15 protein-coding genes are annotated in these 14869 nt (G+C 66.2%); 9 read left to right on the forward strand and 6 right to left on the reverse strand.

What is annotated here, in order from left to right; genetic code table 11:
* Window positions 1-2: 2 nt before the first annotated feature.
* The 5 genes from FFS68_RS00125 to FFS68_RS00145 all read right to left on the reverse strand — a co-directional run bounded on the left by FFS68_RS00125 (window position 3) and on the right by FFS68_RS00145 (window position 4306).
* A complete protein-coding gene (locus tag FFS68_RS00125) occupies window positions 3-1106 on the reverse strand; it encodes a copper resistance protein B (RefSeq protein ID WP_137751284.1) in 1104 nt (367 codons plus the stop codon).
* A complete protein-coding gene (locus FFS68_RS00130) occupies window positions 1103-2899 on the reverse strand; it encodes a copper resistance system multicopper oxidase (RefSeq protein WP_137751285.1) in 1797 nt (598 codons plus the stop codon). The genes FFS68_RS00125 and FFS68_RS00130 overlap by 4 nt, the downstream gene beginning before the upstream one ends.
* A 101-nt stretch (window positions 2900-3000) precedes the next feature.
* Window positions 3001-3579, reverse strand: a complete 579-nt coding sequence (locus FFS68_RS00135) for an RNA polymerase sigma factor (RefSeq protein ID WP_137751286.1) — start codon at window positions 3577-3579, stop codon at window positions 3001-3003.
* The gene (locus tag FFS68_RS00140; protein ID WP_137751287.1) at window positions 3576-4013 is read right to left on the reverse strand and encodes a periplasmic heavy metal sensor; all 438 of its coding nucleotides are present in this window, start codon (window positions 4011-4013) and stop codon (window positions 3576-3578) included. Before FFS68_RS00140 ends, FFS68_RS00135 begins: the two co-directional genes overlap by 4 nt.
* A 2-nt stretch (window positions 4014-4015) precedes the next feature.
* Entirely contained in the window at window positions 4016-4306 is a 291-nt protein-coding gene (locus tag FFS68_RS00145; RefSeq protein ID WP_137751288.1) for a hypothetical protein, read from the reverse strand.
* Window positions 4307-4420: 114 nt separating this feature from the next.
* Between FFS68_RS00145 and copC the strand changes: the two genes are divergently transcribed.
* Together copC and copD are read left to right on the forward strand one after the other, a co-directional pair.
* Window positions 4421-4804 carry a copper homeostasis periplasmic binding protein CopC gene (gene copC, locus FFS68_RS00150; protein ID WP_137751289.1) on the forward strand — a complete coding sequence of 128 codons (384 nt, stop codon included), beginning with the start codon at window positions 4421-4423 and terminating at the stop codon, window positions 4802-4804.
* A 4-nt stretch (window positions 4805-4808) separates the two neighbouring features.
* Window positions 4809-5735, forward strand: a complete 927-nt coding sequence (copD, locus tag FFS68_RS00155; protein ID WP_137751290.1) for a copper homeostasis membrane protein CopD — start codon at window positions 4809-4811, stop codon at window positions 5733-5735.
* Between the two features lie 50 nt (window positions 5736-5785).
* Here the strand turns inward: copD and FFS68_RS00160 are convergent, their stop codons facing one another.
* Entirely contained in the window at window positions 5786-6184 is a 399-nt protein-coding gene (locus FFS68_RS00160; RefSeq protein ID WP_137751533.1) for a MerR family transcriptional regulator, read from the reverse strand.
* Between the two features lie 170 nt (window positions 6185-6354).
* On the opposite strand from FFS68_RS00160, the gene FFS68_RS00165 reads away from it, so the two are divergent.
* From FFS68_RS00165 to FFS68_RS00195, 7 genes are all read left to right on the forward strand, one after another.
* Entirely contained in the window at window positions 6355-7083 is a 729-nt protein-coding gene (locus FFS68_RS00165) for a MauE/DoxX family redox-associated membrane protein (RefSeq protein WP_137751534.1), read from the forward strand.
* A gap of 82 nt (window positions 7084-7165) precedes the next feature.
* A complete protein-coding gene (locus tag FFS68_RS00170) occupies window positions 7166-7594 on the forward strand; it encodes a hypothetical protein (protein WP_137751291.1) in 429 nt (142 codons plus the stop codon).
* Window positions 7595-7656: 62 nt separating this feature from the next.
* Window positions 7657-8940, forward strand: coding sequence for a TolC family protein (locus FFS68_RS00175; RefSeq protein WP_137751292.1), 1284 nt, complete (start codon window positions 7657-7659; stop codon window positions 8938-8940).
* On the forward strand, window positions 8937-10184 hold the full coding sequence (locus FFS68_RS00180) for an HlyD family efflux transporter periplasmic adaptor subunit (RefSeq protein ID WP_137751293.1): 1248 nt from the start codon (window positions 8937-8939) through the stop codon (window positions 10182-10184). Before FFS68_RS00175 ends, FFS68_RS00180 begins: the two co-directional genes overlap by 4 nt.
* A complete protein-coding gene (locus tag FFS68_RS00185) occupies window positions 10174-13416 on the forward strand; it encodes a CusA/CzcA family heavy metal efflux RND transporter (RefSeq protein ID WP_137751294.1) in 3243 nt (1080 codons plus the stop codon). The genes FFS68_RS00180 and FFS68_RS00185 overlap by 11 nt, the downstream gene beginning before the upstream one ends.
* 61 nt (window positions 13417-13477) lie before the next feature.
* A complete protein-coding gene (locus tag FFS68_RS00190) occupies window positions 13478-14200 on the forward strand; it encodes a HupE/UreJ family protein (RefSeq protein ID WP_137751295.1) in 723 nt (240 codons plus the stop codon).
* 17 nt (window positions 14201-14217) lie between these two features.
* Window positions 14218-14823 carry a transmembrane anchor protein gene (locus FFS68_RS00195; RefSeq protein ID WP_137751296.1) on the forward strand — a complete coding sequence of 202 codons (606 nt, stop codon included), beginning with the start codon at window positions 14218-14220 and terminating at the stop codon, window positions 14821-14823.
* The last annotated feature ends 46 nt before the right edge of the window (window positions 14824-14869 follow it).

Raw genomic sequence — 14869 nt, forward strand, 5'->3', positions numbered from 1 at the left:
GCCTAGAACCAGCCCTTGACCCCCAGAACCAAACTGAAGCTGTCGGCGTCCTCGCCCGCCGCGCGCGCAAAGCGGGCGGTATCGCCGACCTTGCGCGCCCATTCGACCCCGACATAGGGCGCGAATTCCTTGACGATTTCATAGCGCAGCCGCAGCCCCAGCTCGACGTCCGACAGTCCTGATCCGGTCCCTGTTTCGGGCACGTCCTGCACCGCGAAATTGACCTCGGCCATCGGCTGGAGGATCAGTTTCTGGGTGATGCGCTGGTCGTAATAACCTTCGAGGCGGGCGAGCAGGTCGCCCTTGTTCGACAGGAACAACGCGCCCTCGACCTCGAACCAATAGGGCGCCAGCCCCTCGAAGCCGATCGTGGCATAGGTCCGGTCCGGCCCCGGACCAAAATCCTGCCGGATCCCGGCCTGGGCGTTGAAATAGGGTCCGACGGCGCGGCTATAGAGCAGCTGGGTCTCGACGCTTTCGATGCCCTCGCGAAAAACCCCCTCGCCTTCGCTTTTCACGGTCAACCGGTTGATGTCGCCGCCATACCAGGCCTCGGCATCCCAGCGGTACCCGTCATGCCCCTTGCGCGCCTGAACTTCGGCCAGATTGAAGCTGAGGAAGGCGATCTTCTGCGCGCCATTTTCAGCCATCATCGCGTGGCGCGAATGTTCCATTTCGGCCTTGGGGAAAAGGCGGTCGGCATACCAGTCAGCCGGAGGCGCGGGCGCGATGCCGTCGCCCGGCGGCAGGTCGGTGCCGCTGGCGCCGCCGGTTCCGGCCGCGGGCGCGGGCTTCGGGGTGCAATGGCCCATGGCCGCATGTTCGGGCGGACAGTCGGGATCGGACGGCGGCGGCGCAGCGTCCTCCATGGCGCCATGGTCCATCGCGCCGTGGTCCGGAGCCTCTTGATCCGCCCCCGCGTCGGGGGTGCAATGGCCCATCGCCGCATGCTCGGGCGGACAGCTTGGCGCCTCGGGCGCGGGCGACGTCACCGGGGCAGGCGCAGGCGCCGCGCCATGCATCGAATGATCCATCGATTGCGCCGCAGCGGGCGCCGCAACGGCCAGCGACGCGATGCCCGACAGCAGGAGCGCGAGCCGGGTCATGCGGCGTCTCCTTTCGGACGGACGCTGACGACGCGCATCATCCCGGCGTGCATATGATAAAGCATATGACAGTGGAACGCCCAGTCGCCGAGCGCGTCGGCGGTAAAGTCGAAACTGGCGGTGCCGCCGGGCTGGACCAGCACCGTATGCTTGCGCGGCGAGCGATCGCCCTTTCCGGTGACCAGTTCGAAAAAATGGCCGTGCAGATGGATCGGGTGGCTCATCATCGAATCGTTGATCAGGTTGATCCGCACCCGCTCGCCCTCGATAAAGGGGATCGGTTCGTGATGGTCGGACATCTTGACGCCATCGAACGACCACATGAAGCGTTCCATATTGCCGGTCAGATGGATGTCGAGCGAGCGCTCGGCGGCGCGCACGTCGGGATTGCGCTCGAGCGCGACCAGATCATGATAGGTCAGCACCTTGTGCCCGACATCCTCCAGCCCCTGACCCGGTTCGCCCATGCGGTCGACCGGCATGGGGGATATTGTCTGGACGCTCGGGTCGCGCTTGACCTGCGGCGCGACGGCAAAATCGCGCATGCTGTGATCCATGCCGCCGGCGCCATGGCCCATCGCGGCATGATCGCCCGGCGCGGCAGCGGCAGCCGGGGTGCAATGGCCCATTGCCGCATGTTCAGGGGTGCAGGCATCGCTGCCCGCGCCGCCCGACATGTCCATCGCGCCCATCCCCATGTCCTTCATCGTCGCCAGCGGCCGTTCGCGCACCGGCGGGACGTCGGCGACCATGCCGGCGCGCGGTGCCAACGTCGCGCGGCCCATGCCCGATCGATCATTGGCCTCAGCGACCAGCGTATAAGCGCGGTTCTCGACGGGCGTGACGATGACATCATAGGTTTCGGCGACCGCGATCTGGAACTCGTCGATCTCGGTCGGCACCACGTTCAGCCCGTCGGCCTGCACCACCGTCATCCGCAGGCCCGGGATGCGGACGTTAAAAATCGTCATCGCCGACGCATTGACGATCCGCAGCCGCACCCGCTCGCCGGGGCGGAACAAGGCGGTCCAATTGTCGCGCGGCCCGTGGCCGTTGACGAGGAACTGGTACGTCGATCCGTTTACGTCGGCGACGTCGGTGGGGTCCATCCGCATCGCGCCCCACTCGATCCGCTCCTTCAGCGGCTGGTCCTTGCCCGCGAGCAGCCCCGACAGCGTCTGGCGCTGCATGTTGAAATGGCCGGGGTTGACCTTCAGCTTGCGGAAAATCGCCTCGGGCGACAGATGGCTGTGGTCCGACAGCACCACGACATGCTCGCGATCATAACCGATCGGGTCGGCGCCGGCGGGATCGATGACGATCGGGCCATAATGACCCAGCTGTTCCTGCAGGCCCGAATGGCTGTGATACCAATAGGTCCCCGATTGCCGCACCGGAAATTCATAGACGAAGGTCGAACGCGGCTTGATGCCGGGAAAGCTGACGCCGGGCACGCCGTCCATATGAAACGGCAGGATCAGTCCATGCCAGTGGATCGAACTGTCCTCGTCCAGGGCGTTGACCACCGTCAGCCGCGCCGTCTGCCCTTCTTTCAGGCGCACGAGCGGGCCGGGCACGGTGCCGTTGATCCCGATCGCCCGGCTGATCTTGCCGTCGATCTGCATCGTCTGGCGCGCGATCCGCATGGTGATGTCGTTGCCCGACACGGTCGGCAGCGACGAAGCGATGCCCGCCGAAACCGGCTGGGCCCAGGCCGGAAACCACGCCGCGAGCGCCGCGGCGGTCCCGCCGCCCAAGGCCATGTTGACGAAGCGGCGCCGTTCGATCTGCATAATTTTCCCGAGTTTGGTTGCTGTCACCAGCTTTATACGCGGCGAGGCCCAGCCGCCCTCACCGCCGCAACGAAATCTTTCTGCACCGCGCCCAGCGGCAATCAGCGATCCGCCGCGCCGTCGTCCAGCAGTGCCTTCAACTTGGCGCGGGCGCGGTACAGCCGCGTCTCTACCGTCTTTTCGCTCACCTGCAACAGTTCCGCGGTCTCGGCCTGGCTGAGTTCCTCGACCCCGCGCAGGACCAAAATCTCGCGCAGATGCTGGGGCAGCTGGGCCATCGCATTGCCGACCCGCGCCAGCTCGGCCCGGTCGGCGGCCTCGGCGTCGGGCGCCGGCCCATCGATCGCCACATGGTGCGCGCTGTCGAGCGGCAACGCGCGCGAGAAGAACGAACGCACCGCCCGGCGGCGCGCCCAGTCGCGGCATTTGTTGACGGCGATGCGGGCGATCCAGACGCGAAAGGGGCGCTCGCCGTCATAGCGATCGAGCGCCGCAAACCCCGCGACAAAGGCCTCTTGCGTCAGGTCCAACGCTTCGTCGGGATCGCCGACATTGCCGCGAATCAGCCGAAACACCGGCGCCTTGTATCGCGCCAGAAACTCGCGATAGGCGTCCTGACGGCCCGACCGGGCGAGCGCCGCCAGCTCGTTATCACTACAGTGCGAAAGGTCGGGATTCACCGCGCATCGGCGGTCAGCGCCTTGACCACGCTTTTGTCGAACATCGCCGCCTGGTCGCGGTTGAGCACCCCGCGCATCGCGAACAGATGCTTGAGCGTTTCCTTTTGCAGTTCGCCCATTACCATATGCGTCTGATCGATCGCCGCGGTGACCCGCGGCCCATAGCCATGCTCGGCTTCGATCGCCTGCGCGAGCCGGATGTTGGCAGCGCGCATTTCGGTTTCGAGAGCGGCGCGCCGCGCGGCGAATTTGGCCTCGATCTGCCCGATCTTCGTCTTTTGCTCAGGATTCAGGTCGAGCTGGCTGTGCAGCAGCGCGTGGAGCTCGGTTTCGCTGGCCTTTGGGGTGTCCGACACCAGGCGCCCGACAAAGACGCCAGCGATCGCGGCGGCAAAGGCAATGAGCCCCAACAGGAGCAGGCGGCGCGACCCCATGGTCAGTGAACGTCGAGCAGGACAGAGGGCGCCAGCGCGCTCGCCGGGGCGAGGGGGCTGAGCGGGCTGGCCATCGCGGGCTGCGAAACCGCGCTGCCGGCAACGATGCCGCCGCCAAGCGAGACAAAGGCGGCAAAGGCCATCAGCCGCCGCGTCGCCGCCGCCTCCTGGCGCCGGACCGCGAGGGCGCCGATGATGCGGTCGTCGAGCGCGTCGAGCGCCGCCGGCATATCGCCCGCTTTCAAAATACGAAGCTCTTCGTCCATGAACCTGTCGCCAATCCTTTCGTCCATCGTCATACGCATGCGCTGCGATCGTCCCTCGCCCGACCTTCTTTTTACAAGATTCGCGAGGGCCGCGCGAGACTATCGCGTATTAGCAGGACATACCCCCAATCGGAGACTTTCATGCTCAAGTTTTTTCTCCCCACCGCAACCGCGGCCGTCGCGATGCTTCTCGCGCCGACCGCCGCGAGCGCGCATGCCAAGCTCGTCGGCTCGACCCCCGCCGCCAATACGACGGCCTCGAAGGTCACCTCGGTCAACCTCCGCTTCAACGAAAAAATCATCGCCTCGACAGCGAAGGTCGAACTGGTGATGACCGGGATGCCGGGCATGGCCAACCATGCCCCGATGAAGATCGCCATAACCCCGATGATGGGCAAGGACGGCAAATCGATGACATTGACCGTCAAGCGGGCGCTGGTTCCCGGCACCTACAAGGTCAAATGGGCCGCCGCCGGTGCCGACACGCACCGCATGGGCAGCGAATTCAGCTTCACCGTCAAATAAGGCCATGACCGATCTCTTGCTGGTGAGCATCCGGTTCGCGCTGTTCGCGAATCTGATGCTCATCGCGGGGCTCGCCGCATTTCCGCTTTATGCGCTGACGCCGGGCGAGCAGCGGGACTGCGAGACCGGACGGCTCCTTCACCGGCCTCAGCTGTGGCTATGCCTGTTCGCTCTGCTCCTGTCCTTCGGCGGCATGGCCGCGCTCACCGCCGCCATGCAGGGGGTCGGCGCCCTGGCGATCGATCGCGGCATGTTCCTGGCGATGGTGCGCGAGACCGACGTCGGCGCCGCCTGGCTCGTGCGGTCGGCGGCGCTGCTGGTCGCGGTCGCGGCGGCATTATGGCTGGACCGAAGCCCGACGCTCGCCGCCGCGATCCTGTTTGCCGCCGGTTCGGCCGCGCTCGCCACCCTCGCCTGGGCGGGTCATGCCGCGGCCACCGACGGTGCGCTTGGCTGGCTGCACCGCGCGAATGACGCGCTCCACATGATCGCCGCCGCCATCTGGCTGGGCGCCATCGCCGCCTTTCTGTTACTGCTTCGGCCGGGCGCGCCGTGGAGCGAGGCGCGTCTTGCCGTCGCGGCGCGCAGTCTCGACCAGTTCGCGCGGATCGGCACGCTGTGCGTGCTCGTGATCGCCGCAACGGGACTGGTCAACAGCCAGATCGTCATCGGCGCCGCGAACATCGCGCGATCGGCCGCGTCGCCCTACGGCCAGCTGCTTGCGGCAAAGCTGCTGCTGTTTGCCGCGATGCTCGTCATCGCCGCCGCCAACCGCTGGCGTCTGACGCCTGCCCTCCGCCAGGGAGCCGCGACCCCCGACCAAGCCCTAACAGCAATGCACACCAGTCTCATGCTCGAAGCAGCAGCCGGGCTCGCCATCCTGGGCTTGGTGGCGTGGTTCGGGATGCTGGATCCCTTTGCGACCGGTTGAGGGCGTGAAAAACGCCGGCGCCGTCCGCCGCCACCTTGCCCGGCGTCTTGCTACGCCTGCTCGAACGCCGCGATGATCGGGCAGTGCAATGTGTCGGCGGCGGCGCATTGGCGCGACAGACCGATCAGCGCGCGCCGCGCCGTATCGAGTTCGGCCATCGTCTTTTCGATCGCGGCGATGCGCGCGTCGGCCAGCTCGCGGGCGCGCGCCCGGTCGCTCGACGCATCGAGGTCGAGCAGCTCGCCAATCTCGGCGAGCGTGAACCCCGCCGCCTGCGCCGATTTGATGAAGCGGAGGCGGCGGAAAAGCGCTTCATCATAGCGCCGCACGCCGCCGGATGCGCCACCACGACTGTTTTGGCCCGGAACCGGGAGCAGCCCCCGGCGCTGATAAAAGCGGATCGTTTCGACGTTGACGCCAACCCGCTGGGCAAGCTGGCCGATGGTCATGTCGTGCAAGGGCTTGACTCCGTACTATGGTACGGACCCTATAGGCGGCGCAGCACGCACGAATCAAGAAAGGCTGCATCATGAATAACAAGGCCCAGGACGCACGCAGCGACGCACAATCGCCACCCGGAACGGCGGCCGCGGGACCGCCGCGCGCCACCATTTACCGCATGGTGATGGCGCATCACACCTGCCCCTATGGCCTGAAGGCGCTGCATCTGCTGCGCAGCCGCGGCTATGCAGTCGACGATATCTGGCTGACGACGCGCGAGGAAACCGATGCGTTCAAGGCGCAGCATGGCGTCGCAACGACGCCGCAGACCTTCATCGACGGCGCGCGCATCGGCGGCCACGACGATTTGCGGCGCTATCTCGGCCTGAAAGTTCGCGATCCCCAGGCGCTCACCTATGCCCCCGTCATCGCATTGTTCGCGATCACCGCGCTGATGGCGCTGGCAGCGAGCCACGCGGCGATGGGCACCCCCTTCACGATCCGCGCCGCCGAATGGTTCATCGGCTTCAGCATGGCGTTGCTCGCTTTCCTCAAGCTGCGCGACGTCGCGAGCTTTTCGAGCATGTTCCTGAACTACGACCTGCTCGCCAAACGCTGGGTGCCCTATGCCACCATCTATCCCTTTGCCGAGGGGCTCGCCGGCATCCTGATGATTTCGGGCGCCCTGAGCTGGATTTCGATCCCGGTTGCACTGTTCATCGGCAGCATCGGCGCCGTGTCGGTGTTCAAGGCGGTCTATATCGACAAGCGCGAACTCAAATGCGCCTGCGTCGGCGGCGACAGCAACGTCCCGCTCGGCTTCATCTCGCTGACCGAAAATCTGATGATGATCGCCATGGCCCTGTGGATGCTGGCGGCGGCGCCCGCGATGGTGATGGGTTCGTAATGAGCGGAGCGACGGCGGCGGGGCGGCGCCGCTTTCGGCCCGCTTGTCAATCGAACCCCGACCCCCTACAGGCGAAATCGTGGTGAACCGTCGGCTGCCCTGCCTGGACCGTCTGATCGCAGCACTGTGCGTGCTGCTGATGACGGTCTATGCGGCAACGGTGCCGGCAAAGGCCGTGGATCAAATCCGGCATGCGCCGACGGTCATGATGGCGCATGACCATAGTAGCGCGGCTGATTTCGCCATTCATGCCGTGCCGGGCAGCCATGCCGATCACGCCGAGCATTTTGGTGACGCGCCCGCTGATGAGGAGCCCGGCAATCCGCTTGCGGGCAGCCATCATCACCATCATGGCGACAGTGGCCCCAATCTGCTCGTTCCCGATGCCGCGAGCGCCGCAGCGATCCCCGCGTCGTCGCGGCTGCACACGTTCGGCAGGGACCGACATGTCGCCGGCCTGCGATCGATCGGGCCGGAGCGCCCGCCCAGAACCACCCCGCTGACCCTTTAGGTTCCTGCGTCCGCTGATCGGGCGTGGGATGTTTCCACGCCTTTCAGCGAGGCCGCTATCTTATGCTTTCCTTATCTCGCGCGCGCTTTGGCGCGCCTGCCGTCCGCAGTGCTTTGCTCTGCGGCGCTGTTCTGCTCGCCGCCTGCGCGCCGCCTGCATCGGCGCAAACGCTAAACCTCGACGAGGTACTGGCGCGCGTCGCCACCGCCGACCCGGCCATCGCCGCCAATGCTGCGCGGCGCGACGCCGCCGGCGCCGCCATCCTGCAAGCCGATGTCCGGCCGCGCGACGTGGTGGGCGTTGATTTTGAGGATTTTGCGGGCACCGGTCCCTATTCGCCGCTGAACCGGTCACAAGCCACCGGCTGGTACGAGCGAACCTGGGAGCGCGGCGGCAAACGCGAAGCGCGGATCGGCGCGGCGCGGGCCGATGTCTCCGTGGTCGGCGCACAAAACCGTGTCCGCCTGCTCGATCGGCTCGCCCGCGTCCAGGCCGCGTGGGTCGAAGCGCTCGCCGCCCAAGCCGCGATCCCAGTTGCCGAAACCCGGCTGGCCGATCTTCGGCGGGTCGAACTGGATGTCGTAAAGCGGGTCACCGGCGCGCTCGACCCCTGGTTCGCCGCCGAACGCGCGCGGACGAACGTCGCGCAGGCCGAAATCGCGCTTGAACAGGCCCGCGAAGCCGCGCGGATTGCGCGCGCCAGCCTTGCGGCCTGGTGGGACGGCGACGGCGACTTTGCGCTCGATCCGGCAGTGCTACAAAAACTAGATATGACCGTGCCGCCGCGCGGCGAGTCCGCCGATGTGGCGGTCCTCGCGGCCGAATCAGCGGCGGCCGAAGCGAAGGTGAGACTCGCCGAAACCGGCAATATCGCCGACCCGAGCGGCCGTGTCGGGCTGCGCCATTTCGGCGACGGCAACGACCTGGCGATCATGGTCGGCGGCTCGATCCCGCTCGGCAGCAAGGGCGCCAACCGCGGCAATGTCGTGCGCGCGCAAGCCGACAAGCGCGCGATCGAGGCGGACATGGCCGTCACCCGGGTCGAAATCGATCGCGAGATCGACCGGCTGATCGCCGACCGCCAGCTCATCGTAGCCGAAATCGGACGGATTGACGCCGAAGTGCTGCCCAGTGCCAACCGCGCCGTGCGGTTGATCCGTGACGGCCTGGCGCGCGGCGGCACCGCTTTCACGTTCCTCGAATTTTCGCAGGCGCAAACGGCTCTCAGCGAGGCCTGCTCGCGCCGTGTCGAATTGCTGCGACGCTTCCACCTGCTCGGCGTGCGGCTCGACCGGCTGACCGGCCGCCATATACCCCTTCTTGCCCGAATGGAGACGATCCGATGACCAAATATCTTTACGGGGCGGCATCGGTCATCGCCCTCGCCATGCTCACCGCGTGCGGCAACAGCGCCGCCGAAAAAGAGGATAGCGGCGAAGCTGCGGCGGCAACGGACGAATATGAACGCGGTCCGCATCGCGGCCGGATGCTGCGCGATGGCGATTTCGCGCTCGAGGTCACGATCTTTGAGGAGGGGGTCGATCCCGAGTTTCGGGTCTACGCCTATCGCGGCGACAAGCCGGTCAAGCCGTCCGAGGTCAAGCTGATGATCGAGCTCGGCCGCCTCGGCGGCAAGATCGACCGCTTCGCTTTCGTGCCGCAAGAGGATTTCCTGCGCGGCAACGGCGTCGTCACCGAACCGCACAGCTTTGATGTTCGCGTCACGGCGTCGGAGGGCAGCCGCAACCATAAATGGTCATATCAATCCTATGAAGGCCGCACCGTCATCGACGCCGCAGCCGCGAAAGCGGGCGGGATCAAGGTCGAAGCCGCAGGGCCAGCAACGGTCAGCGACCTGATCGACATGGGCGGGCGGATCGAGATCACGCCCGAGGGCAAGGCCGACGTTCGCGCGCGCCTTCCCGGTCTGATCGTTTCGCTCAGCGGCAGGCTCGGCCAGCAGGTTCGGCGCGGCCAAATGCTGGCGCGCGTGGAATCGAGCCATTCGCTGCAAATCTATACCGTGACCGCGCCGATCAGCGGCACGATCATCGAAAAGAACGTCAATGTTGGCGACACGACCGGCGACCGCGCGCTGTTCGTCATCGCCGATCCGACCAAGCTCCACGCCGAATTCTTCGTCTATCCGCGCGACGCCGAGCGGGTGCGCGTCGGCCAGCCGGTAAGCCTCAAGAGCCTGTCGGGCGAAGCGCGCTTTCAGGCCGAGGTCGAGGCGGTGCTGCCGACCGCCGACGTCGCGAGCCAGACGATGCTCGCGCATGTCCATTTGCCGCCCGTCGCCTCGCGCGAGTTCCGGCCCGGCATGGGGGTCGAGGGCAGCTTCGCGGTCGCCCAGGCGAATGTGCCGATCGCGGTGCGGACCAAGGCAATTCAGCGCTTCCGCGACTTCGAGGTCGTCTTCGCCAAGGTCGGCAACACCTATGAGGTACGGATGCTCGAAATCGGGCGCCGCACCCCCGAATGGACCGAAGTGCTTGGCGGGCTCGCGCCCGGCGAAGTCTATGTCACCGACGGCGCCTTCCTGATCCGCGCCGACATCGAAAAATCGGGGGCCAGCCATGACCATTGATATGCCCCCGCCGCCCGAAAGGGCGCCTCTACTCGAACGGTTGGTCACGGCCGCAATCGCCTTTCGCTGGGCCGTCCTGACCGCCGTGCTGCTGCTCTGCGCCATCGGTGTCTGGAGTTTCCAGCGCCTGCCGATCGATGCCACCCCCGACATCACCAACGTCCAGGTCCAGATCAATTCGTCGGCGCCGGGCTTCTCGCCGCTCGAAGCCGAGCAGCGCGTGACCTTCCCGATCGAGACCGCGATCGCCGGCCTGCCGGGCCTGAAATATACGCGCTCGATCTCGCGCTATGGCCTGTCTCAGGTCACCGTCGTGTTCGAGGATGGCACGAGCATTTATTTCGCGCGCCAGCTGATCAACGAACGGCTGCAAACCGCGCGCGAACAGCTGCCGCCGGGCGTCGCGCCCGAAATGGGTCCGATCGCGACCGGGCTCGGCGAGATTTTCATGTATACGCTGGAGGCGGAGCCGGGCGCGAAAAAGCCCGATGGCAGCGCCTACACCCCCGAAGACCTGCGCACGCTGCAGGATTGGGTCATCCGCCCGCAATTGCGGAACACCCCGGGAGTGACCGAGGTCAACAGCATCGGCGGCTATGAACGTCAATATCATGTGACCCCGATCCCGGCACGGCTGTCGGCTTATGGGCTGACGCTGGCCGATGTGGTCACCGCGCTCGAACGCAACAATGACAATCGCGGCGCGGGCTATGTCGAACGCTATGGCGAACAATTTCTGGTCCGCACCCCGGGACAGGCCGCGGGGATCGATGACCTCAAATCGATCATCGTCAGCAACCGCAACGGGATTCCGATCCGCGTCGCCGATGTCGCCGATATCGGCCTGGGCGAAGAACTGCGCACCGGCGCCGCGACCGAGAATGGCAAGGAAGTCGTACTGGCCACCGTCCTGATGCTGGCGGGCGAGAACAGCCGCGTCGTCGCACGCGCGGCCGCCGAACGGCTGGAAGTCGCCGCCAAAGCACTGCCAGCGGGCGTGAAAGCGACCGCGATCTATGACCGCACCGACCTGGTCGAGCGCGCGATCTGGACCGTCGAGAAGAATCTGCTCGAAGGCGCATTGCTCGTCATCGTCATCCTCTTCGCGCTCCTCGGCAACGTCCGCGCGGCGCTGATCACCGCGGCGGTCATTCCGATCACGATGCTGATGACGATCACCGGCATGGTGCGCGGCGGGGTGTCGGGCAATCTGATGAGCCTCGGCGCGCTCGACTTCGGCCTGATCGTCGATGGCGCGGTGATCATCGTCGAAAATTGCCTGCGCCGTTTCGGCGAGGCGCAGCGCCGGCTCGGGCGCCTGCTCGACCGCGACGAGCGGTTCGGCCTGGCCGCATCTGCCACGTCGGAGGTGATCCGCCCGTCGCTGTTCGGGATGCTGATCATCGCGCTCGTCTATGTGCCGATCTTTGCGCTCACCGGGGTCGAGGGCAAGATGTTCCACCCGATGGCGATCACCGTCGTGATGGCGCTGACCGCGGCGCTGATCCTGTCGCTGACCTTTGTCCCGGCGGCGATCGCGCTGTTCGTCACCGGCAAGATCGAGGAAAAGGAAAGCCGGCTGATGGGGTGGGCGCGGCGCGCCTATGCCCCGGCGCTGGACAGCGCGATGCGGCTACGCACCGCCTTTGTCACCGGCGCCGTCGCGCTGGTCCTGATCGCGGGGTTCGCCGCGAGCCGGATGGGGTCGGAGTTCGTCCCCAATCTTGACGAGGGCGACATCGCGCTCCACGCACTGCGCATTCCGGGCACCAGCCTCAGCCAGGCGGTCCAGATGCAGACGGCGCTCGAGGCACGGCTCAAGCAGTTCCCGGAGGTCGAACGGGTGGTGGCCAAGATCGGCACGGCGGAAGTCGCGACCGATCCGATGCCGCCCTCGGTCGCCGACACCTTCATCATCTTGAAGGACCGCAAGGACTGGCCCGATCCCCGAAAACCCAAGACCGAGCTCGTCCGCGAGATGCAGGCGGCGGTCGCCCGGATTCCCGGGAATAATTACGAGTTCACCCAGCCGATCCAGATGCGGTTCAACGAATTGCTGTCGGGGGTCCGCGCCGACGTCGCGGTCAAGGTCTTTGGCGACGATCTCGATACTCTGCTCGAAGTCGGGCAGCAGATCGAAACCATCGCCGCCGGAGTCGAGGGTGCCCAGGATGTCAGTGTCGAACAGGTCACCGGCCTGCCGACGTTGCAGATCACGCCCGACCGGGCGGCGCTCGCCCGTTTCGGGCTGAACGTCAGCGACATCCAGGATGTCGTCGCCGTATCGATCGGCGGGGTCGAGGCGGGGCAGATTTTCGAGGGCGATCGGCGCTTTCCGATCATCGTGCGCCTGCCCGAAAATATCCGCGAACGGGTCGATGAAATCGGCCGCCTGCGCATCCCGCTCCCCGCCACCGGCTTTTCGCCCGACGTGACGTTGGGGGTGGCGCCCGATGCGGGGCTGCGCGGTTTCGTGCCGCTCGCCGATGTCGCGAAGGTCGAGGTCGTGATCGGCCCCAACCAGATCAGCCGCGAGGACGGCAAGCGCCGGGTCGTGATGACGGCGAACGTCCGCGACCGCGATCTCGGCTCGTTCATCGAGGAGCTGCGGGCCAAGGTCGGGGCGGAGGTCGAAGTACCGCCCGGCTACTGGATCGCTTATGGCGGCACCTTCGAGCAGCTGATTTCGGCGGCCAAGCGGCTCCAGCTTGTGGTGCCCGCGGCGCTGCTGCTCATCTTCGGGCTGCTCTATGCGCTGTTCCGCTCGGGCAAGGACGCCGCCATCGTCTTTTCGGGCGTGCCGCTGGCGCTCACCGGGGGCGTCGCCGCGCTCCTCGTCCGGGGAATGCCGCTGTCAATCTCGGCCGGGGTGGGCTTCATCGCCCTGTCGGGGGTTGCGGTGCTCAACGGCGTCGTCATGCTCTCTTTCATCCGCCAGCTTCGCGAAAGCGGCAGCGGGCTGGAGGAAGCGATCCGCGAGGGCGCGCTGACCCGGCTGCGGCCCGTGCTGATGACGGCGCTGGTCGCCAGCCTCGGTTTCGTGCCGATGGCGTTCAACGTCGGCGCGGGGGCGGAAGTACAGCGGCCGCTGGCGACGGTGGTGATCGGCGGCATCGTCTCGTCGACGATCCTCACCCTGCTCATCCTGCCGGTGCTCTACCGCATGGTGCATGGGCGCCGCCCGAAGGACGAAAAGGCGCCGCCCGCAGCTACCATACCCTCGCCGGTTTGAGCCATTGCCCCGCGCACCGCTGCGGTGCGCGGGGCATCCAGATTTAAAGGAGACTATCCGCATGTTCGCTCGCACTTTCGCCCCGCCAGGGACGAACGCCCGCAGAATATTTCTCGCTCTCAGCCTCATCCTCCTGACGCTCGCCGTCGGCGTCGACGCCTGGGCGCATAATGTCGCCGAGGGAGACAAGGGCTATATCCAGGAAAGCAGCGGCGTCCTGTTCTGGCCGTTCGTCTATCTCGGCGCCAAACATATGGTCACCGGTTACGACCATTTGCTGTTCCTGTTCGGGGTCATCTTCTTCCTCTACCGGATGAAGGACATCGGCCTGTATGTGACGTTGTTCGCGGTCGGCCATTCGACCACGATGCTGTTCGGCGTCCTCACCGGGATCAGTGCCAACGCCTATATCATCGACGCGATCATCGGCCTGTCGGTCGTCTACAAGGCGCTCGACAATCTGGGCGCCTATCAACGCTGGTTCGGCGTCCAGCCGAACACCAAGGCGGCGACGCTGATCTTCGGCTTCTTTCACGGCTTTGGCCTGGCGACCAAGATCATCGAGTTCGAAATCGCCAAAGAAGGCCTGATCCCGAACCTGCTCGCCTTCAACATCGGGGTCGAAATCGGGCAATTGCTCGCGCTCGGCGCGATCCTCATCCTCATGGGTTTTTGGCGCCGCACCCCGAGCTTCATGCGCCATGCCTTCGCCGCCAATGTGTTGCTGATGACCGCGGGCTTCGTCCTCGTCGGCTACCAGCTCGCCGGCCTCGCCATCAGCTGATTCAAAGGAAATCCATCATGTTCAACAGCCAGAAACCCCGCCTCGAAGACCTGCCGACCACCGCTCAACTCCTTCGCGCCACCGCTCTTGCCATCGTCGCCGCTGGCGTGATCCTCATCGCCGTCGTCCTCCCAAGCGAATATGCGATCGATCCGACCGGCGTCGGCCGCCAGCTTGGCCTCACCCAGATGGGCGAGATCAAGGCGCAACTCACCGAGGAAGCAGCCGCCGATGCCGCGTTTGCTGTGGCACCTGCCGCGCCGCAAGCGGCCCCGGCATCCGGCGTGCCACCGGTCGCCACTGCCCAGCGTACCGACACGACAAAACTCACCCTCGCCCCCGGCCAAGGCGCCGAGATCAAGGCGACAATGGCGAAGGATGCCAAGCTCGCCTTCACCTGGTCGGTCGAGGGTGGACGCGTCAATTTCGACACCCACGCCGATGCACCCGGCATCGCCTACCACGGCTATGGCAAGGGCAAGGACACCACCGGCGAGCGCGGCGAGCTGGTTGCCGCCTTCGACGGCAAGCATGGCTGGTTCTGGCGCAACCGATCGGGCGGCCCCGTAACGATCACGCTGCGCACCGAGGGCGCCTATAGCGAATTACGCCGCGTCGTCTGACGAGGCGACGAACCTCCGGACGGCGCGTCCGTCCGGAGGTCGCAGC

It is taken from the genome of Sphingopyxis sp. L1A2A (assembly GCF_005502465.1).
GTDB lineage: Bacteria > Pseudomonadota > Alphaproteobacteria > Sphingomonadales > Sphingomonadaceae > Sphingopyxis.

Bases quoted from the DNA above. Each gene is read 5' to 3' on its own strand.
- FFS68_RS00185 (WP_137751294.1), top strand. From the start codon at position 10,174: ATGACCATTGATATGCCCCCGCCGCCCGAAAGGGCGCCTCTACTCGAA.
- FFS68_RS00145 (WP_137751288.1), bottom strand. From the start codon at position 4,306: ATGGACGAAAGGATTGGCGACAGGTTCATGGACGAAGAGCTTCGTATT.
- FFS68_RS00195 (WP_137751296.1), top strand. From the start codon at position 14,218: ATGTTCAACAGCCAGAAACCCCGCCTCGAAGACCTGCCGACCACCGCT.
- FFS68_RS00130 (WP_137751285.1), bottom strand. From the start codon at position 2,899: ATGCAGATCGAACGGCGCCGCTTCGTCAACATGGCCTTGGGCGGCGGG.
- FFS68_RS00160 (WP_137751533.1), bottom strand. From the start codon at position 6,184: ATGACCATCGGCCAGCTTGCCCAGCGGGTTGGCGTCAACGTCGAAACG.
- FFS68_RS00140 (WP_137751287.1), bottom strand. From the start codon at position 4,013: ATGGGGTCGCGCCGCCTGCTCCTGTTGGGGCTCATTGCCTTTGCCGCC.
- copD (WP_137751290.1), top strand. From the start codon at position 4,809: ATGACCGATCTCTTGCTGGTGAGCATCCGGTTCGCGCTGTTCGCGAAT.
- FFS68_RS00175 (WP_137751292.1), top strand. From the start codon at position 7,657: ATGCTTTCCTTATCTCGCGCGCGCTTTGGCGCGCCTGCCGTCCGCAGT.
- FFS68_RS00125 (WP_137751284.1), bottom strand. From the start codon at position 1,106: ATGACCCGGCTCGCGCTCCTGCTGTCGGGCATCGCGTCGCTGGCCGTT.
- FFS68_RS00190 (WP_137751295.1), top strand. From the start codon at position 13,478: ATGTTCGCTCGCACTTTCGCCCCGCCAGGGACGAACGCCCGCAGAATA.
- FFS68_RS00180 (WP_137751293.1), top strand. From the start codon at position 8,937: ATGACCAAATATCTTTACGGGGCGGCATCGGTCATCGCCCTCGCCATG.
- FFS68_RS00165 (WP_137751534.1), top strand. From the start codon at position 6,355: ATGGTGATGGCGCATCACACCTGCCCCTATGGCCTGAAGGCGCTGCAT.
- copC (WP_137751289.1), top strand. From the start codon at position 4,421: ATGCTCAAGTTTTTTCTCCCCACCGCAACCGCGGCCGTCGCGATGCTT.